This is a genomic window from Actinoplanes awajinensis subsp. mycoplanecinus (assembly GCF_001509495.1).
GTDB classification, from domain to species: domain Bacteria; phylum Actinomycetota; class Actinomycetes; order Mycobacteriales; family Micromonosporaceae; genus Actinoplanes; species Actinoplanes palleronii.
Map to the genome: position 1 here is coordinate 20,271 of NZ_LLZH01000292.1, position 16,944 is coordinate 37,214.

Consider the following 16,944-nt stretch of genomic DNA (forward strand, 5'->3'; position numbering starts at 1 on the left):
ATCCGCATGGCTCTGACCGAGGTCCGGGTCGCTCCACCGGAGCCGGCGAAAGCCGAGCTCACCGACCGCGCGCGACGCGAACGGCGGCTGGGGCTGACCCTGTCCGCGCCGGCGTTCCTGGTGATGGTGTTCGTGACGGCCTACCCGCTGATCTACGCGGTGGTGCTGTCGCTCTACAACTACCGGCTGACCGACCCGGCCGGGCGCGAGTTCGTCGGGCTGCGCAACTACAGCACGGTGCTGACCGACCCGGTGTGGTGGACCGACTTCGGCACCACACTGATCATCACGGTGGTCAGCGTCGCGGTCGAACTGGTGCTCGGCTTCGCGTTCGCGTTCGTGATGTACCGGATCATCCGGGGCCGGTCGCTGGTCCGCACCGGGATCCTGATCCCGTACGGGATCGTCACGGTCGTCTCCGCGTACATCTGGCAGTTCGCGTTCCAGCTGGACTCGGGTTTCGTGAACCAGTGGCTCGGGCTGGGCACCTTCAACTTCTTCGGCCAGCGCTGGTCGGCGCTGTTCGTCATCATCCTGTCGGAGATCTGGAAGACCACGCCGTTCATCTCGCTGCTGCTGCTGGCCGGCCTGGTGCAGGTGCCGGAGGAGTACCAGGAGGCGGCCCGGGTCGACGGCGCCACCGCGTGGCAGCGGCTGCGGCGGGTGACCCTGCCGAACATGAAGGCGGCCATCATGGTCGCGCTGCTGTTCCGCACCCTGGACGCCTGGCGGATCTTCGACAACCCGTTCATCATGACCCGCGGCGCGAACGACACCGAGACGCTCTCGTTCCTGGCCTACCGGCAGAACGTCACCCTGGTGAACATGGGCGCCGGCTCGGCCGTCTCGGTGCTCCTCTTCCTCACCGTCGTGGTGATCGCGTTCATCTTCGTCAAGGGCTTCCGCACCGACCTCTCCCAGGTTCGAGGTGATCAGTGATGGCCACGGATCGCCGGGTCAGCGGCTGGTGGACCGTCTGGGGCCTGCTGATCCTGGTCTGGGCGCTGTTCCCGCTGCTGTGGATGGTCTCGCTGTCGTTCAAGGACCCGGACACGTTCCGGAGCGGCACACCCACGTTCTTCCCGGAGACCTGGGTGTGGGACAACTACAAGACGGTCTTCGCCGACTCGCTGTTCACCAGCGCCCTGATCAACTCGGTCGGCATCGCCCTGATCGCCACCCTGCTCGCGGTGGTCACCGCGATGTTCGCCGCGTACGCGATCGCCCGGATGACGTACCCGGGCAAGAAGTTCCTGCTCTCGATGGCCTTGGCGATCGCGATGTTCCCGCAGGCCGCGCTGGTCGGGCCGCTGTTCAACATGTGGCGCAACCTCGGCATCTACGACACCTGGATCGGGCTGATCATCCCGTACCTGACGTTCGCCCTGCCGCTGTCGATCTGGACCATGTCGGCGTTCTTCCGGCAGATCCCCTGGGAGATGGAGCAGGCGGCGCAGGTCGACGGGGCCACCGCCTGGCAGGCGTTCCGCAAGGTGATCGTCCCGCTGGCCGCGCCCGGGGTGTTCACCACGGCCATCCTGACGTTCTTCTTCTGCTGGAACGAGTTCCTGCTGGCCATCTCGCTCACCTCGACCGACCGGGCCCGCACGGTGCCGGCCGCCCTGTCGTTCTTCACCGGCGCGTCGCAGTTCGAGTCGCCGATCACCTACATCATGGCCGCCTCGGTGGTCGTGACGATTCCCGTCGTCATCCTGGTGCTGATCTTCCAGCGCCGGATCATGGCCGGCCTCACCGCCGGCGCCGTCAAGGGCTGAACTGGGGAGGGACGAGCTCATGGCAGCCATCACCATGCGGAACATCGTCAAACGGTACGGCGACGGATTCCACGCCGTCGACAACGTCAGCCTGGACATCGCCGACGGCGAGTTCATCATCCTGGTCGGCCCGTCGGGCTGCGGCAAATCCACCCTGCTCCGCATGATCGTCGGCCTGGAGGACATCACCTCCGGCGACATGATCATCGGTGACACCCGGGTGAACAAGAAGGCGCCTCGCGACCGCAACCTCGCCATGGTGTTCCAGAACTACGCCCTGTACCCGCACCTGACCGTCTTCGAGAACATCGCGTTCCCGCTGCGGCTGCGCAAGGCTCCCGAGGAGGAGATCCGTGAGCAGGTGAACAACGCCGCGTCCCTGCTCCAGCTCACCGAGCACCTCGAGCGCCGGCCCGCCAACCTCTCCGGCGGGCAGCGCCAGCGCGTCGCGATGGGCCGGGCCATCGTCCGCAAGGCCGACGCGTTCCTGTTCGACGAGCCGCTGTCGAACCTGGACGCGAAACTGCGCGGGCAGATGCGCACCGAGATCGCGCGGATGCAACGCCGGCTCGGCACCACGACCGTCTACGTCACCCACGACCAGACCGAGGCCATGACGCTCGGCGACCGCATCGCGGTGCTCCGCAAGGGCGTCCTGCAGCAGGTCGGCACGGCACATCAGCTCTACGAGGAGCCGGCGAATCTGTTCGTGGCCGGGTTCATCGGCTCGCCGCCGATGAACTTCATGCCCGGACGGCTCCAGGACGGCCGGATCGAGACCCCGTTCGGCGCGGTTCCCGCGTCCGGGCCGCGGCTGAGCAAGGTCGGCGACCGGGAACTGGTCATCATCGGCCTGCGCCCCGAGCACTTCGAGGACGCGGCGCTGGTGGCGAGCGCGGTGCGCGGGCGGGGGCAGGCCTTCACCGCCGAGGTGGACGTGACCGAGTGGCTGGGCAACCAGCTGTACGCGTACGTCCCGTACAGCGCACCGGCCGAGATCACCCAGCGTCTCGAGGAACTGGAACGCGAGCTCGACAGCGAACAGATGCGCACCCAGCTCGTCGTCGCCCTGGACGCCGCCAGCCGGATCCGCTCCGGCGCACAGGCGCACCTGTGGTTCGACCCGGAGCGGATGCACGTCTTCGACGCCGCGACCGGCGAGAACCTGACCCGGGACCCGGACCGCACGTTCGCCGAGGACGTGCACGTGCCCGCGGCGAAGCCCGACGACACCCCGCCCACGCCCTGACACGAGGAAGGCCGACCGGATGTACTCCTTCGACCCCACGCTCTCCAGTGCCGTGAGCACCATCGACGGCATCTATCGGGCCGGGCCCGGGCACGGTGGCCCGGCGCTGGTCGGGCACGCCGATCCGGAGGGCACCTACTCGGAGGTCTACCCGCAGGTCACGCCGGACGAGGCCGGGCTGCGGCTGCGGTGCCGCCGGTTCTCCACGCCCGGCGGCATCCCCAGCCACGTCAGCGTGCAGACCCCGGGCTCGGTCCACGAGGGCGGCGAGCTGGGGTACGAGCTGTCGCACGCGCCGCCTTCGACAACCCGGACCTGATCGTCGCGGCCGTGGTCGGCGACCGGGCACCGGGCCTGCTGGCCGAGTGCGAGGCACGGATCGCCGAGGCCAACGCGTACGCCCACGAGCACTTCGAGGACCAGCCGGAGATCCGTGACTGGGTGTGGACCGACTGAGACGAGGCCGGAGATGACCGACGCCACCGACCCGGGACAGCCCATCGCCGCGGTGCTCGCCGACGTGGACGGGACCCTGGTGACCAAACAGAAGGAGCTGACGCCGCGGACCATCGCGGCGGTACGGGAGCTGCGGCGACGGGGCGTGGTCTTCGCCCTGACCAGCGGCCGCCCGCCGCGCGGCATGCAGATGCTCGTCGAGCCGCTCGGCATGCGCCTGCCGATGGCCGCGTTCAACGGCGGGGTGATCGTCCTGCCCGACATGACCATCGCCGACGAACGCGCGATCGACCCGGAGGCCGCGGCGGGGGTGATCGAGGCCGGGCGCGCGCACGGTCTCGACATGTGGGTCTACACCGCCACCGACTGGTACGTGACCGACCCGCACGCCCCGCACGTGGACCGCGAGTCGCACACCTGCCGGTTCCCGCCCACGGTGGTGCCCGGCTACGACGGGCTGCTGGAGCACGCCATCAAGATCGTGGGCGTGAGCGACGACCACGACCTGGTGGCCCGGGCCGAGGCCGCGGCACAGTCGAGGTTCGGCGCGCGGGTCTCCGCGGCCCGGTCGCAGCCGCACTACCTGGACGTCACCCATCCCACGGCGAACAAGGGCGTGGTCGTCGAGCGCCTCGCGCACTACTTCACGATCCCGCTGACCCAGATCGCCACGTTCGGCGACCAGGCCAATGACGTGCTGATGTTCCGGCGCAGCGCGATGAGCATCGCCATGGGCAACGCCAGCGAACAGGTACGCCGGCAGGCCACCTACGTGACCGGGTCGAACGAGGAGGACGGCTTCGCCGACGCCGTCGAACGCCACATCCTGCCGCGGGTGCCCGTCTCCGGTGGCTCAGGAGCGCCGGGCTGAGGTCTCACCGATGTAGCCGGTCATGGTCGCGCAGACGTCGGTGAGGAACCGCTCGAAACCGGCCAGCAGCTCCGGCGGGTAGTCCCGCATGACCGCGCCCATCCGGTCGGCCAGCGGGTCGAAGAACTCGTCGACCATGCCGTCGACACCGTCAGTGGCGTGCAGGGTGACCAGGCGCCGATCCGCGCTGTCCCGGACCCGGCGCAGGTGCCCGGCCGCCTCCAGGCGGTTGAGCAGCGACGACGTCGCGCCGGTGGTCAGGCCGATCCGCTGGCTCAGCTCGGACTGGGTCAGCGGGGTGCCGCGGTCCTGCGCGCCGAGCACCTCGATCAGGGCGTGCGCGTCGGTGCTGTGCAACCCGGTGCTGGCGCCGAACTGCCGGCCCAGCTCGGCGAACGCCATCCCGTGCGAGTGCAGGCCCGCCAGGATGCGGTCGCGCTGCGCGTCGAAGGTGTCGGCCACGTCTGCTCCTCCGGTGAGCGTCAAGATCCCGGTCGAACTCTACCACCGTCAAGTAGTTTGATCGTGTGATAGTTTCACGGTGTTACTACTTGAAGGGACGGCCATGACGGCTGCTCGGAAATGGTGGGGCCTGATCGGGATCGCCCTCGGCGTCTCGATGATCGTGGTCGACACCACCATCGTTAACGTGATCACGCCCCCGGTCATCGACGACCTGGGCATCAACTCCTCGCAGGCGCAGTGGATCCAGGAGTCCTACGCGATCCTGTTCGCCGCGCTGCTGCTGCTCTTCGGCCGGATCGCCGATCTGGCCGGTGCCCGCCGGATCTTCGTGATCGGCACCGTGCTGTTCGGCGTCACCAGCCTGCTGGCCGGCCTGGCCCCGAGCGGCGAGGTGCTGATCCTGGCGCGCTTCCTGCAGGGCGCGGCCGGTGCCATGCTGCTGCCCACGTCGCTGTCGCTGCTCAACCAGACGTTCACCGGCAAGGCCCGCGGTCAGGCGTTCGCGGTGTGGGGCTCGACGATCGGCGCGGCCACCGCGGTCGGCCCGGTGCTCGGCGGCTGGCTCTCCGAGCACGCCACCTGGCGCTGGGCGTTCGGCATCAACGTCCCGCTGGTCGTGGTGATCCTGGTGCTCACCCTGGTGTTCATCACGCCGTCGCCGAAAACCGCCGGGCGGGTCGACGTGCCCGGGTCGGTGCTGTCCGTTCTCGGGCTGGCCGCGCTGGCGTTCGGACTGGTCGAGGGCCGCACGTACGGCTGGGTGACAAGCGTCCGGCCGTTCGGTCTGTTCGGCCGGACCTGGGACGGCGGGCTCTCCCCCGCGTTCGTGGCGCTGGTCGCCGCCGTGCTGCTGCTCGCCCTGTTCGGGTGGCGTCAGCTGCGGCTGAGCCGGACCGGTGACCCGCTGATGAACACCCGGCTGTTCCGGATCCCGTCGTTCCGCAACGGCAACATCGCCACGGTGATCATCGGGCTGGGCGAGTTCGGCATCATCGCGGTGCTCCCGCTCTGGCTGCAGTTCACCCTGGACTACACCGCCCTGCAGGCCGGGGTCGCGCTGCTGCCGCTGGCCGTGGGCAGCTTCCTGGCCAGCGGGCTGAGCTTCGGGCTGGCCGGGACGCTCTCCCCGCTCGCCCTGGTCCGGATCGGCCTGGCCCTGGAGGCGGTCGCGCTGGCCGGTCTCGGCGTGGTCGCGGCCACCACCGCGGCACCCTGGTGGTCGATCGCGATCGCGCTGTTCCTCTACGGCATCGGTGTCGGCTTCGCCACCGCGCAGGTCACCAACGTGGTGCTCGCCGACGTGCCGGACGCGGACGCGGGCCAGGGCTCCGGCATCCAGTCCACGTTCCGGCAGCTCGGTTCGGCGCTCGGCATCGCGGTGCTGACCACGGTCTTCTTCGCCACCCTGAGCCGCCACGTGACGAGCGCGCTGACCGGCGGCGGGCTGCCCGCCGGCCAGATCGAGCGGTACGCGGCGGCGGTCACCGACAGCGCCGGCGCGGCGATCGCCCCGCTGGCCGCGGACCCGGCCACCGCGGTGGTGGCCCAGGCCGCCCGGGACGCGATGGCCGACGGGATCGCGTTCGGGTCGTACCTGGCGGCGGGGCTGCTGGCGCTCGGGGTGCTGGCGACGCTGCTGATCCCGGACGGCCGCACCGCGGAGGTGCCCGCCGAACCGGAACTGGTGTCCCATCTCGACCGGTAGCGCGCGTCGGGTGGATATGACGGACGTCGCTGGGTAATTTAGGCTTATGACCAGGGATGCGGCGCGCGATCTGCTGCGCCGCTCCCTGTCGTTCCTGCTGGACCTGTTCGGCTCGCTGCCGCCGCACGCCGGTGACTCCCTTGTGGTCACCGTGCCGGCCGCCGAGCCCGCCCCGGCCGGCCGAACACCCCTGCTGACGGAGCAGTTCATCGCGGCCGTCGGCGCCTCACGCGCGCCCCCGGCCCCGCTCGCCTGACAGCGGCGCGAGCCCGCCTCCCCCGCGTGCCGGAGACACCCCTCGGCTGAGCACGCCACGACGGCTTCCCGTCGTACCCAAAAAATGGTTTTTGTCTGAAAAATCGTGATTAAGGATTGTTGACGGTGAATTTCCTGTCGCAGGCGCTGATGGCCGACCCGACGACCCCGATGGTGATCTGGATGGTGCTGATGCTGGCGGCGCTGCCCGCGCTCGCACTGCTGTCGAGCCCGGAGGCGATCCGCGACCCCGGCGCCGCCCTGATGGCGAGCCTGGGCGCACTGCGCCGGTACCGGGCGGAGCGCGACCGGGCCCGGCGCCAGGCCGTCGAGGCGACCCGTTTCGCCGACGAGATGCAGGTCGCCGCGGTCCAGGCGGACGACGCCGCGCAGCGCTGGCAGGACCTCTGGCGGCAGGCCGCGGAGCACGCCGACGGCGCGTGGCAGGACTGGCAGGACGCCGAGCAGCAGGTCACCCGGGCGCGCGCCGCCGCCGCGTTCGGTCCGCCGTGGGCCGCGCGGACCCCCACCGAGTACGTGGACCGCGAACGCTTCCTGCACCGCGCGGTGCGTGCCGCCGTGCAGCGCGGTGACCTGCCGTCCACCGCGCTCGCCGACGCCCTCGCCGCACGCGGCGGCTGGGACCCGCGGCTGCACCCGGTCGAGCAGGAACTCGTGCTGCTCCGCGCGGTCGCCGACCATCGGCAGCGGCGGTACCGGCGGGTGGCGACGACCGAGCGGACCGCCCGGCACGACGTGCGGCTCGCCGTCGCGGCCCGGGACAGCCTGCGCCACGAGACGAGCGTCGCCGCGTCGGCAGCCGCTCCGCTGCGCCGCTACCTGCCGCCCGCGCCCCGCCCGGCCCGGGATCTCCAACCGGCCTGAGGTGTACTGGGTGCATGGAGCACCGAGCCGAGGTACGCGACTTCCTCATCACCCGCCGCGCGAAGATCACCCCGCAGCAGGCCGGCCTGCCGGTGACCGGCACCCGACGGGTCGCCGGGCTGCGCCGCAGCGAGGTCGCCGCGCTGGCCGGGGTGAGTGTCGAGTACTACGCCAAGCTCGAGCGCGGCTCGCTCGCCGGGGTGTCGGCCGGGGTGCTCGAGGCGATCGCCCGGGCGCTGCGGCTCGACGACGCGGAACGCGCCCACCTGCTGCGCCTGGCCCAGGAGGCGAACGGCAGCGGCGCCCTGCTGCGGCCGAACCGGCGGCACCGGCCGTGGACGGTGCGGCCCAGCCTGCAGTGGACCCTGGACGCGATCACCAGCCCGGCGATCGTGGTCAACAACCGGATGGACGTGGTCGCCGCGAACCTGCTCGGCCGGGCCATGTACGCCGACATGTTCGCCGACCCGGCCCGGCAGCCGAACTTCGGCCGGTTCACGTTCCTGGACGGCGCCGCCCGGCGCTTCCACACCGACTGGGACGCGGCCGCCGACATGACCGTCGCCGACCTGCGCACGTCAGCCGGCAAGGACCCGCACGACAAGGGCCTGCACGACCTGGTCGGCGAGTTGTCCACGCTCAGTGACGAGTTCCGGCACCGGTGGGCCGCGCACAACGTCCGGATCCACGGGACCGGGATCAAGACGTTCCGGCATCACGTGGTGGGTGAGCTCGTCCTGTCGTACGAAAGCATGGATCTTCGGGCCGATCCGGACGTCGCCCTGAAGATCTACGCGGCCGAGCCCGGCTCGCCGTCGGCGCACGCGCTCACCCTGCTGGCGTCCTGGGCGGCGATGACCGACGACGGCCGGGCAGCGGATCAGCGCAGCGAGTCGACGTCGATGACGAACCGGTAGCGCACGTCCGACTTCAGCACCCGCTCGTAGGCGTCGTTCACCGCGTCGGCGTCGATCACCTCGATCTCCGGGGCGATCCCGCGTTCGGCGCAGAAGTCCAGCATCTCCTGGGTCTCGGCGATGCCGCCGATGCTGGAGCCGGCGAACGAGCGCCGGTTGCCGAACAGCGTGAACACCTGGATCGGCAGCGGCTGCGGCGGGGCGCCCACGTTGACCAGCGTGCCGTCCAGCCGCAGCAGGCTCAGGTAGGCGTTGATGTCGAGCTCCGCGCTGACCGTGTTGACGATCAGGTCGAAGCTGTTGGCGAGCTGCTCGAACGTCGCCGGGTCACTGGTCGCGTAGTAGTGCTGCGCGCCGAACCGGAGCCCGTCCTCCTGCTTGCTGAGCGTCTGCGACAGCACGGTGACCTCGGCGCCCATGGCCGCCGCGATCTTGACGCCCATGTGACCGAGACCGCCCATACCGACGATCGCGACCTTCTTGCCCGGCCCGGCGTTCCAGCGCGCCAGCGGCGAATAGAGCGTGATGCCCGCGCACAGCAGCGGCGCGGCCGCCTCGACCGGGATGTTCTCCGGCACCCGCAGCACGAAGTCCTCGTCGACCACGACGTGCGTCGCATACCCGCCCTGGGTGATCGTGCCGTCCCGGTCCTTGGCCGCGTAGGTGCCGGTGTTGCCGTTCAGGCAGTAGTTCTCCAGCCCGGCCTTGCAGTTGTCGCACTCCCGGCACGAGTTGACCATGCAGCCGACACCGACCCGGTCACCGACGGCGTGCTTGGTGACCTCGGCGCCGACCTCGGTGACCTGCCCGACGATCTCGTGCCCGACGGTCAGCGGGTAGGGCACCTCGCCCCACTCACCACGAACCGTGTGAATGTCCGAGTGGCAGATCCCGGCATAACGAATCTCGATCAGCACGTCGCGCGGCCCGACGTCCCGGCGCTCGATCTTGGTGCGAACGAGGGCTCCGGTGGCGGACGGCGCGGCGATGGCATTGACGGTGAGAATGGTCCTGGTCCTTCCCGAGGGTTTTTCGATCCGAAGCCAGTTCAGTGCCCGGCCCCGCGATCAGCAAACCGCATCCGGCCCGCCCCAGGGAGCCCCTTCCGATAGGTGTACTGCCAGTGCATCCCTCACCCCCGGACCGCTGTCCGCTTCCGGTCAGCGTCGGCCCGGCAGTCCCCCGCTCCCGATCCGCTTTCACCGCCCGGTTCAACCCTATTTGGTACGAATACCGGGCGCCCGTCCGTAGGCTACGAGCCACGCTCACTGGTGGTCTCGCGCCAGACCGTGGGACTCCGGGCCCGGCCGCGCTTCCGGATTTTGGCTGGCTCTCAGGGGTGCCTCCGCGCTGCGGAGGCACCCCTGAGGCCCAGCCGGGGCCCTGTGGCGCCCCACGGGGCGGCGGGAGTCGAGGCGATTAGCCTGTGCCCCGTGAACGGACGACCACGATGAGTCAGAAAACGCTGCGCCTGATCGGCTACTGGGCCGGCCCTTCGGAGCCGGAGGTCTGGCCGGATGCCCGCGACTTCCTCAGCCCCGCCATGCCGGCCGAGGATCGTGACGCGGTGGTCACCTACCTGCATTCAGGCACGGTGTACCTGGCCTTCGCCGGCTACTCGGTCTGCCGGGTGTGCGGCATCCTGAACGGCACCACGGAGCTGACCGACGGCGAGCACTTCGTCTGGCCCTCCGGCCTGACCCACTACGTGAAAGCTCACGACCTCCGATTGCCGGACGAGGTCTTGGCCGTCGCCCGCCGGGGCCCCGCCCACCCCGTCGACCCCTTCGCGATCGAACGGGCCATGCTCGAAACCCGCGAACTCACAGTCGACGAGCACTGGTGGCGAAGCCGCACAGGAAGCAGGGGGTCCGGGCCGGAACGGCACCCATGATCGGTACGGTCCACCCATGCCAGCTGCCGAGTCGAGCCGACTTTCCGTGACACTGCCTGTCGAGGATTGGTTGTCACTGATGGGCGTGATGGACAACGAGATCTCGACCGCAGTGGAGGACGGCGATCCCGAGAACATCGTGCCGGTCGCCAACCGGGTCCGGAAGGCGGCCGCTGCTAGCGCCTACGAGACCGAGACGAGGCAGCTTCCGCACGACCGGCTGACCAGCGCCGAGCTGCCGGCCACCGACTGGCGATATGCGGTACTCGCTCTGGCGGACTGGGCCGACATCGGCGACGGGATGACCCCCGGCGTCGACCCGGACGGCTCCCAGGAACGCGAGTTGATGGCGGCCATCACAACACAGCTCCCCGACGGCACCATGGACGCCGACTAGTGACTAGCTCGGCAGCACCACGGCGAGATCGCTGAGCAGCTCCGCGTCGTTGCCGATGCTGCCGAACCGGCCGCCGCGTTCGGGCCTGTCCAACTCGGCGCGGACCTGTGGGAATGCCGGCGCGGCGGACGTACCCATCCGTTTCAGACAGGACGCGACGACGTTGCCTGTCGCGGGGTTCTCTCGCCAGGCCGCCAGCAGGGTATCCAGCACCATGGCGGCTTCCGGTTCCCCGGCGATGTCTTGGATCGCAGCGGCGGCGTGCACCCTGGTCCACTCGTACTCGTCCGCCACCAGGTTCCGCAGACGGGGCAACGCCACCGCTGCCGGCGGACCGATCTGGCCGAGCACGTCCGCCGCCTCCCAGGACGCATACGTCTCCAACAGCGCGAGGGCGTGCGGCAGGACCTCGTCGCGGTCACCACCGACCGCCCAGAGGGTGCTGACCGCCGCGGACCGGGTCCACGTGTCGTCGGCGTCGAGCGCCGACCTGATCTCGGGGAGCGCCGGTGCCGCTGCCGGCCCGAACGAGCGCAACACCGCCAACGCGGACTGCACCACTTCCCAGTTCTGCCGCCCGGTGGCTCCGGCGAGCATCTGGGTGATCAACGGCAGTGCGGACACCGCGCCGAGTTCCCCCAGAGCGGACAGGATGACGCGCACCTCACCCGACGGCCCGCCCTCGGCGAGGCCGGATCGGCGCAACCGGTCGCACAGGCGGGACATCAGCCCATCAGCCGGCTGCGGCAGCGACCCCGCCACTTGGATGGCGCTCCAGGCGTCGACGTTGCTGTCCAGCGCCACGTACAGGCTGGGAAGCGCCCGGGCGTCCCCGATCCGGGCCAACGCCATGGCCGCTTTCTGGTGCACCCGGCGCAGATGCAGCCGCGGGGCCGACCACCCGTCCGGTCCGTGGCCGGCGAGCACAGCGGCCAGGGTTTCCCGGGCCGGTTCGGCAATCGCATGGTTCTTCTCCAGAAACGTGGCCGCCTCGGCCGCGACTTCCGGGTTGCTCGCGCCGAGCTGGGCGGCGACGAGCCGGACCAGGGTGCTGTGATCACCACGCCAGCCCTCGACGAGGTCACTGGTCATCCGGATCGCGTCCAGTCGAACGCCAGGTTCCGGGCTGCTCAACTGCTCGACCAACAGATCAGTACGCTGCGGCACTCGCGCGCCCAGCAGGTGGTGCACCGTACGCAAAAGATCTGCGGTCAGGGAGTAACGGCGATTGACGCGAACCAGATCCTCGAAGGCCGCGGCGACGAACGGTGGCACACCGTCGGCCGGCGGCGCGACCGGCGGCGGCTCCGGCCATGGCTGCTCCGGCGGTGCGGCGGCGGCGATCTCGCGCAGGAGCCCGATCAACGCCGGGACGAGTTCGTCGCCGATCGCACCGGGGGCACACCGGGCCTGGTGGATCAGGGCGGCGAGCCGGTACTCCGGTTCACCGGCCGGGTCCACGGCCGGGCCGGCGAGCCATGCCGTCACGGCTGGTTCGATCACCGGCAGCCGGAGCGCCAGGGTGGCCGTCGTCTGGGCCACCAGAAGGCGTTCCGGCAGGCAGAACGTCAGCGCCGCCCGGTCACGGAGCAGGGTGAGCGCCCGGTCGGCGTCGTCGACGAGCAGGCCCAAGGCGGGGATGGCGGCCTGACGCACCCCGCACGCGGCATCCCCGGCGAACTCGATGAACGTCTCGGCGTGCGCGCACAGGACCGCCCTTGCACCCACGAAGTCCGCGTCGAAGTATTCCTCGTCGCCGCGCTCCACCGACTCCTCACCGATGCTGACCAGCAGCCCCACGACCCGGTCACGGTCCGGTGTGGCCGGATCACGGGCCAGCTCGAGAAGGAACGGCAGGCTCGCTGTGGTGCTCGGGTAGACGCTGCCCTGGTGGTGAACCTTGTTGTAGAAATCGTCCAGGGCTTTGCCCCGCTCCTCGGGCACCGGGGAACGCAGAGCTTCCAGAAGCGCAGGAATCTCGTCGGCCGAGCCATAGGCATGGTCCATCGACGCCCAGTCGACGTCGTCAAGTCCGCTGAACATGCCCGGCACTATGCCGGGACCCCCCGACATTTCAGCGGCGGTGCGTGGCGAGATGGTCCTGCAGCAGGTTGTGGCGGAACTGGTAGACGCCGCCGGCGCGGCGCAGCACGCCTCGGGCGTGCGCTTCGTCCAGCGCACTCATCATCCGCAGCGGCATGCCACTGCCGAGCGCCGACACCACCCGGGCCAGGCAGAACTGTCCCCAGCAGCTGAAGCTGATCGCCGCCGTCGCGGCGATCACAGCGACCGGCACCCACACGTCGGCACCGCTGCCCTCCAGCCCCACCGTGCACAGGAACGCCGTGGCCAGGCCTGCTGCGCCACCCGCCGTCAGCGCGGTGATCCGGTCGACGTGCAGCGAGCGGGCGGGCATGGCGGCCGCGGCCGCTACCGTCGACCCGGCCATCAGGGCGCTGACGGCGCCGGCCGACAACATCATGCCAAGACCGAAGCGCGGTTGTCCGATCAGCGCGCAAACGGCGGCCAAGGGCAGGCCGACCGTCAGGAACATCCTGCCCGCACCGGCGAGGGTGAGCTGCCGGGGCGCCGAGCGGTCGGTGAACAGTAGGCGGGCGTAGGCAGCGGCAAGGCCGAGGAGAGTTCCGAAGTACCACGGCGACAACCACAACGGCGCCGACCCGGCGATGTCGAAGGCTCGCACCCCGTTCATCATCGATGTACACGTGGTCATGAGAGCGACGATCACGGCGAAAGTGATCGAGGCGATCTGGACGGTGGGCACCGGTTTCAACTCATTGAAGTGCCACCAGGCCAGGTCGTACGTCCGCTGCTCCCGCAGGTGCGCGGCGATCGTGCCGAGCCAGCGGCGGGCCCGTGCCACCTCGTCGGCGGTGCGGACCGGGCGCCCGCCCAGGGCGGTGGTGTAGGCGGCGGGAACCAGATGCTCCAGAAGGTGCTGCTCGACACCGCCGCGGGTGGCGGCCCAATCCGCGCTGAGCAACTCCCCCGGGTTGTGGCCGGGATTCTGGTAGACGGTACGGGCCAGCCAGATCATCAGCGGGGTGGACAGCGCCTGCGCCAGTGGAGGGTCCGGCACCCCGGCCAGGTGCTCCACCACGGGCTGCCATCGCCGGTCGGTCAGCGCCGCGCTGTCGGCCAGGTGCCGCGCGGCGTCGCGGGCCGAGACCGGCTGGATCTCCACCACCGCCGCGGCGGGTACCGGGCCGGAGACCGCTACCGCAGCCTCGTAGGGACGGGTACGGCAGGTGATCACCAAGCCCTGACCGGCGCCAGCCACGAGCGAGATCCCCCGGATCGCCGCCTGCTGCATGCCGTCGGCCATCTCGTCGAGGCCGTCCAGGATCGGCAGGATCAGCCCCCGGGCGACCAGGTCACGGGCGAGCGTCCGCGGCGCGCCGCCGGGGCCGGGCACCTGCCGGGCCAGCCGGCGATCGATCATCGTGACCTGGTCGGCGACCCAGTCGTCGAGTCCTAGTACGGGATTCCAACCGGCCGCCGAGAGCACCACCGGCACCGGCTCCTGAGGGGCACGCCGCGCCAGCATCTGCACCGCCAGGTTCAGCACCAGCATCGACTTGCCCGCGCCAGGTTCGCCGAGCACCACCAAGCGTTTCGGGCCGTCCGCGGTGGTGAACAGGTCACCGATCTCGGCGTACGCCCCGGCCAGCTCGGCCGGGCCGGCGCCTTGCGCGCCGTGCACCGACGCCCAGCTCGCCATCACGGCCTGCGCCCGGGCGCTGGACAACCACCGTACGTTCAGCGGCCACGGGTCACGAACCCGCCGGGCGTTCTGCTCCGCCTGCCACTGCTCCCGTTGAGCGTCGGCCAGCCAGGACAGCGCGACGGTGACGCCGGCGGCGGCAGATTCGGCTCGTGCGCCGCCCAGCCGCCACAGCCAGGAGAGCGCCCCGATGGAGATCGCGGCCGCGCCGACCCCGCCGAAGACGACGCTGGCCCACCAGTCGGCGCGGTCGAGTCCCTGCCGCTGCAGGAACCAGGCGAGGGTAACCGCAGTCAGCACCAGGACGGTCAGGGAGACGGCGAACCACAGGCGGGGCGTTCGGGACCGATGTGGCACCCGGACATGTTGCATTCGACGGGGACGGAACGGTATTGCCCGTACGGATGATTAATCGATGCCTGTCGAATAATGTGAAGAGTCTTCACGCGCCGGGCGGCGTCACGGACGTCCGCGATTTCCTCAGCCCCACCGTGCGGCCGAGGACCGTGGCGCGGTGGTCACCTACCTGCGCTCGGGCACGGAGTACGTGGCCTTCGCCGGGTACTCGCTCTGCCGGGTGTGCGGCATCCAGAACGGCACCACGGAGCTGACCGACGACGAGCACTGGTGGCGCGCCACCGGGTGAGCAGGGCCTGGTTCGGAGTGGTGGCGTGCACCGGGCCACCGGGTTGATCAGCCCGTGGCGAAGTTCCACTGCTCCGGCAGCGCGCCGCCGCAGAGCGCACAGGTGAAATCCCCGTCGCGCACGATGTTGCGCTCTCCGCACGCCGGGCAGCGCCGGAACACGATCGTGTCGGCGAAGCCACCCGGATGAGATATGCCGAGCCGGTCGAGCGCCCCGGCCACCGCATCCCAGCAGTCCGGGGCGGGGCAGTACCCGGTCGACTGGTTGGTCACCTCGGTCACCCGCCAGCCGGCGCCGAACCCCATCTCCCCGGCGGCGAGCACGTCACGCCCACCGGCGAGGGCGACGTGCTCACTACGCCTCGGCGCGAGCCGGAGCCGGCCATCGAGCGCGACGACGAAGGTGAAGGGTTCCGCGCGGTCTCGGCCCGCGAGCCATTCCCGCAGCACGGTGGCCGTGTCCACGGCGACGCCCGCACTCACGAGCCCACGAAGCTCCTCCGGACCCACGTACCGGTAGTGCTTGTCCTCCCTCACCGCAGGCACGCCAGCGCCAAGCCCTGGCCCCGTTCGGTATCCGCCGCATCCAGCAACTGATCCGCCCTTCGCCCTCGTGCACACTCCCGGTGATCAGACTGCGGTTGTACCAGGCCCGCGAACGGCAGCGCGTGATCGATCCCGCGGACCTCGAGGCGGCCTACGCCGCGGTCATGCTCAACCTGGTCGCAGAGAGACCGGCTCGCGTAAGGCGTCGGTCAGGAGTTCATAGGTCTCCTGCACCGCCCCCCGGACGCCGCCTCACGACCTCGATCAGGCTGTCGTACATGGCTGCGAGCACCCCATTCCCGCCGCCCGCCTCGATGAGCCGACGGTGGTGGCAGATCCACGGGTCGTCGCTGTCCCGGGCGCGACTGTTGAACCGCTCGATCGCCGCTGCCGGTCGTCGAGCAGGACGACTTCTCGAAAGCCCGCCCCGTGCGGCGCGCGAGTTCCTCGAACCCGGCGATCTCGTCGGCCCCGGCGAGGTACTGGGCAGAACGACATCGTGCCCGCCGTCCAGGTGGGTCGCCGCCATCGCCCGGACCAGGGACCACACCGGCGGCCACGTGTCGATCGTGTCGTCCTGCCATCCCGCCGACCAGGTGGTGCCGGGATGCCGGTCGGCGTAGCGCGCCGACAGGGTGGACTTGCCGATCCCCGGCGGGCCGTTCAGATGAACGAGTCGCGCCATCCGGCCACCGTATCGTCAGCCGAGGGTGGCTTCGCGCTGGATCTGCTCGAACTCGGCGGCCATCGCGGCGGACAGCGCCTGCGCCGCCGACATCGGGCGCACCATCACGGTGAACTCGTCGATCAGGCCGTTCTCGTCCAGGTGCACGAAGTCGCAGCCCTCGACCGCGACGTCGCCGATCCGCGCCTCGAACACCAGGGCGTGGTCGCGGTCGCCGTCGCCGGTCAGCTCGCGGACGTACCGGAAATCCTCGAACACCCGGAGCACGCCGCGCAGGATCGCCGCGGTGATCGCCTTGCCCGGGTAGGGCTTGAACGCCACCGGGCTGCGGAAGACCACGGTGTCGGCCAGGGTCGCCGCGATGGCGTCGGGGTCGCGCGCTTCCACTGCGGTACGAAAGTCGATCATCTCGCCAGCGTAAATGGCTGGCGTGCCGGGGCCCTACCCGGCCAGG

Annotated in this window: 19 protein-coding genes and 1 pseudogene; 13 read left to right on the forward strand and 7 right to left on the reverse strand. The window is 70.5% G+C overall.

What is annotated here, in order from left to right:
• The first annotated feature begins 6 nt into the window (after positions 1-6).
• From ADL15_RS32875 to ADL15_RS32895, 6 genes and pseudogenes are all read left to right on the forward strand, one after another.
• Positions 7-939 (forward strand): carbohydrate ABC transporter permease, encoded by a 933-nt coding sequence (locus ADL15_RS32875; RefSeq protein ID WP_067699295.1) that lies wholly within the window; start codon positions 7-9, stop codon positions 937-939.
• Complete coding sequence (locus ADL15_RS32880; RefSeq protein ID WP_067699296.1) at positions 939-1,775, forward strand: carbohydrate ABC transporter permease; 837 nt, start codon at positions 939-941, stop codon at positions 1,773-1,775. The genes ADL15_RS32875 and ADL15_RS32880 overlap by 1 nt, the downstream gene beginning before the upstream one ends.
• Before the next feature lie 19 nt (positions 1,776-1,794).
• Complete coding sequence (locus ADL15_RS32885; protein ID WP_067699298.1) at positions 1,795-3,024, forward strand: ABC transporter ATP-binding protein; 1,230 nt, start codon at positions 1,795-1,797, stop codon at positions 3,022-3,024.
• Between the two features lie 64 nt (positions 3,025-3,088).
• A pseudogene (locus tag ADL15_RS55815) lies at positions 3,089-3,366 on the forward strand (phosphoketolase family protein); the annotation flags it as partial.
• Positions 3,355-3,480 (forward strand): hypothetical protein, encoded by a 126-nt coding sequence (locus ADL15_RS56605; protein WP_269748405.1) that lies wholly within the window; start codon positions 3,355-3,357, stop codon positions 3,478-3,480. The pseudogene ADL15_RS55815 and the gene ADL15_RS56605, both read left to right, overlap by 12 nt.
• 13 nt (positions 3,481-3,493) lie before the next feature.
• On the forward strand, positions 3,494-4,351 hold the full coding sequence (locus ADL15_RS32895) for a Cof-type HAD-IIB family hydrolase (RefSeq protein WP_067699302.1): 858 nt from the start codon (positions 3,494-3,496) through the stop codon (positions 4,349-4,351).
• Here the strand turns inward: ADL15_RS32895 and ADL15_RS32900 are convergent.
• Complete coding sequence (locus tag ADL15_RS32900; RefSeq protein ID WP_067699304.1) at positions 4,334-4,813, reverse strand: MarR family winged helix-turn-helix transcriptional regulator; 480 nt, start codon at positions 4,811-4,813, stop codon at positions 4,334-4,336. The genes ADL15_RS32895 and ADL15_RS32900 overlap by 18 nt on opposite strands.
• A gap of 103 nt (positions 4,814-4,916) precedes the next feature.
• On the opposite strand from ADL15_RS32900, the gene ADL15_RS32905 reads away from it, so the two are divergent.
• The 4 genes from ADL15_RS32905 (at position 4,917) to ADL15_RS32920 (ending at position 8,578) form a co-directional block, all read left to right on the forward strand.
• Positions 4,917-6,521 (forward strand): DHA2 family efflux MFS transporter permease subunit, encoded by a 1,605-nt coding sequence (locus ADL15_RS32905; protein ID WP_067699306.1) that lies wholly within the window; start codon positions 4,917-4,919, stop codon positions 6,519-6,521.
• Between the two features lie 46 nt (positions 6,522-6,567).
• Complete coding sequence (locus ADL15_RS32910; protein ID WP_067699308.1) at positions 6,568-6,777, forward strand: hypothetical protein; 210 nt, start codon at positions 6,568-6,570, stop codon at positions 6,775-6,777.
• Positions 6,778-6,902: 125 nt separating this feature from the next.
• The gene (locus ADL15_RS32915) at positions 6,903-7,661 is read left to right on the forward strand and encodes a hypothetical protein (protein WP_083972044.1); all 759 of its coding nucleotides are present in this window, start codon (positions 6,903-6,905) and stop codon (positions 7,659-7,661) included.
• A 14-nt stretch (positions 7,662-7,675) separates the two neighbouring features.
• On the forward strand, positions 7,676-8,578 hold the full coding sequence (locus tag ADL15_RS32920) for a helix-turn-helix transcriptional regulator (RefSeq protein WP_067699310.1): 903 nt from the start codon (positions 7,676-7,678) through the stop codon (positions 8,576-8,578).
• Here the strand turns inward: ADL15_RS32920 and ADL15_RS32925 are convergent.
• Entirely contained in the window at positions 8,542-9,585 is a 1,044-nt protein-coding gene (locus ADL15_RS32925; protein ID WP_067699312.1) for an NAD(P)-dependent alcohol dehydrogenase, read from the reverse strand. The genes ADL15_RS32920 and ADL15_RS32925 overlap by 37 nt on opposite strands.
• Positions 9,586-10,028: 443 nt before the next feature.
• Between ADL15_RS32925 and ADL15_RS32930 the strand changes: the two genes are divergently transcribed.
• Both ADL15_RS32930 and ADL15_RS32935 read left to right on the forward strand, forming a co-directional pair.
• Positions 10,029-10,472, forward strand: coding sequence for a hypothetical protein (locus ADL15_RS32930; RefSeq protein WP_067699314.1), 444 nt, complete (start codon positions 10,029-10,031; stop codon positions 10,470-10,472).
• Positions 10,473-10,488: 16 nt separating this feature from the next.
• Positions 10,489-10,869 carry a hypothetical protein gene (locus ADL15_RS32935; protein ID WP_198171110.1) on the forward strand — a complete coding sequence of 127 codons (381 nt, stop codon included), beginning with the start codon at positions 10,489-10,491 and terminating at the stop codon, positions 10,867-10,869.
• A gap of 3 nt (positions 10,870-10,872) precedes the next feature.
• Here the strand turns inward: ADL15_RS32935 and ADL15_RS32940 are convergent, their stop codons facing one another.
• Complete coding sequence (locus ADL15_RS32940; protein WP_067699318.1) at positions 10,873-12,912, reverse strand: HEAT repeat domain-containing protein; 2,040 nt, start codon at positions 12,910-12,912, stop codon at positions 10,873-10,875.
• Between the two features lie 31 nt (positions 12,913-12,943).
• Positions 12,944-14,971 carry an NACHT domain-containing protein gene (locus ADL15_RS32945; protein ID WP_067699320.1) on the reverse strand — a complete coding sequence of 676 codons (2,028 nt, stop codon included), beginning with the start codon at positions 14,969-14,971 and terminating at the stop codon, positions 12,944-12,946.
• 157 nt (positions 14,972-15,128) lie between these two features.
• On the opposite strand from ADL15_RS32945, the gene ADL15_RS56610 reads away from it, so the two are divergent.
• A complete protein-coding gene (locus ADL15_RS56610) occupies positions 15,129-15,260 on the forward strand; it encodes a hypothetical protein (RefSeq protein WP_269748404.1) in 132 nt (43 codons plus the stop codon).
• A 47-nt stretch (positions 15,261-15,307) separates the two neighbouring features.
• Here the strand turns inward: ADL15_RS56610 and ADL15_RS32950 are convergent, their stop codons facing one another.
• The 3 genes from ADL15_RS32950 to ADL15_RS32955 all read right to left on the reverse strand — a co-directional run bounded on the left by ADL15_RS32950 (position 15,308) and on the right by ADL15_RS32955 (position 16,898).
• Entirely contained in the window at positions 15,308-15,724 is a 417-nt protein-coding gene (locus tag ADL15_RS32950) for a TFIIB-type zinc ribbon-containing protein (RefSeq protein ID WP_198171111.1), read from the reverse strand.
• Between the two features lie 298 nt (positions 15,725-16,022).
• On the reverse strand, positions 16,023-16,490 hold the full coding sequence (locus ADL15_RS51945) for an ATP-binding protein (protein ID WP_157441741.1): 468 nt from the start codon (positions 16,488-16,490) through the stop codon (positions 16,023-16,025).
• Between the two features lie 15 nt (positions 16,491-16,505).
• Positions 16,506-16,898 carry a nuclear transport factor 2 family protein gene (locus ADL15_RS32955; protein ID WP_067699322.1) on the reverse strand — a complete coding sequence of 131 codons (393 nt, stop codon included), beginning with the start codon at positions 16,896-16,898 and terminating at the stop codon, positions 16,506-16,508.
• Between the last annotated feature and the right edge of the window lie 46 nt (positions 16,899-16,944).

What these genes read in the sequence shown, in the direction of transcription:
- ADL15_RS32875 (WP_067699295.1), top strand. Translation starts at nt 7, where the DNA reads ATGGCTCTGACCGAGGTCCGGGTCGCTCCACCGGAGCCGGCGAAAGCC.
- ADL15_RS32880 (WP_067699296.1), top strand. Translation starts at nt 939, where the DNA reads ATGGCCACGGATCGCCGGGTCAGCGGCTGGTGGACCGTCTGGGGCCTG.
- ADL15_RS32885 (WP_067699298.1), top strand. Translation starts at nt 1,795, where the DNA reads ATGGCAGCCATCACCATGCGGAACATCGTCAAACGGTACGGCGACGGA.
- ADL15_RS32895 (WP_067699302.1), top strand. Translation starts at nt 3,494, where the DNA reads ATGACCGACGCCACCGACCCGGGACAGCCCATCGCCGCGGTGCTCGCC.
- ADL15_RS32905 (WP_067699306.1), top strand. Translation starts at nt 4,917, where the DNA reads ATGACGGCTGCTCGGAAATGGTGGGGCCTGATCGGGATCGCCCTCGGC.
- ADL15_RS32910 (WP_067699308.1), top strand. Translation starts at nt 6,568, where the DNA reads ATGACCAGGGATGCGGCGCGCGATCTGCTGCGCCGCTCCCTGTCGTTC.
- ADL15_RS32920 (WP_067699310.1), top strand. Translation starts at nt 7,676, where the DNA reads ATGGAGCACCGAGCCGAGGTACGCGACTTCCTCATCACCCGCCGCGCG.
- ADL15_RS32930 (WP_067699314.1), top strand. Translation starts at nt 10,029, where the DNA reads ATGAGTCAGAAAACGCTGCGCCTGATCGGCTACTGGGCCGGCCCTTCG.
- ADL15_RS32935 (WP_198171110.1), top strand. Translation starts at nt 10,489, where the DNA reads ATGCCAGCTGCCGAGTCGAGCCGACTTTCCGTGACACTGCCTGTCGAG.
- ADL15_RS32940 (WP_067699318.1), bottom strand. Translation starts at nt 12,912, where the DNA reads ATGTTCAGCGGACTTGACGACGTCGACTGGGCGTCGATGGACCATGCC.
- ADL15_RS51945 (WP_157441741.1), bottom strand. Translation starts at nt 16,490, where the DNA reads ATGGCGCGACTCGTTCATCTGAACGGCCCGCCGGGGATCGGCAAGTCC.
- ADL15_RS32955 (WP_067699322.1), bottom strand. Translation starts at nt 16,898, where the DNA reads ATGATCGACTTTCGTACCGCAGTGGAAGCGCGCGACCCCGACGCCATC.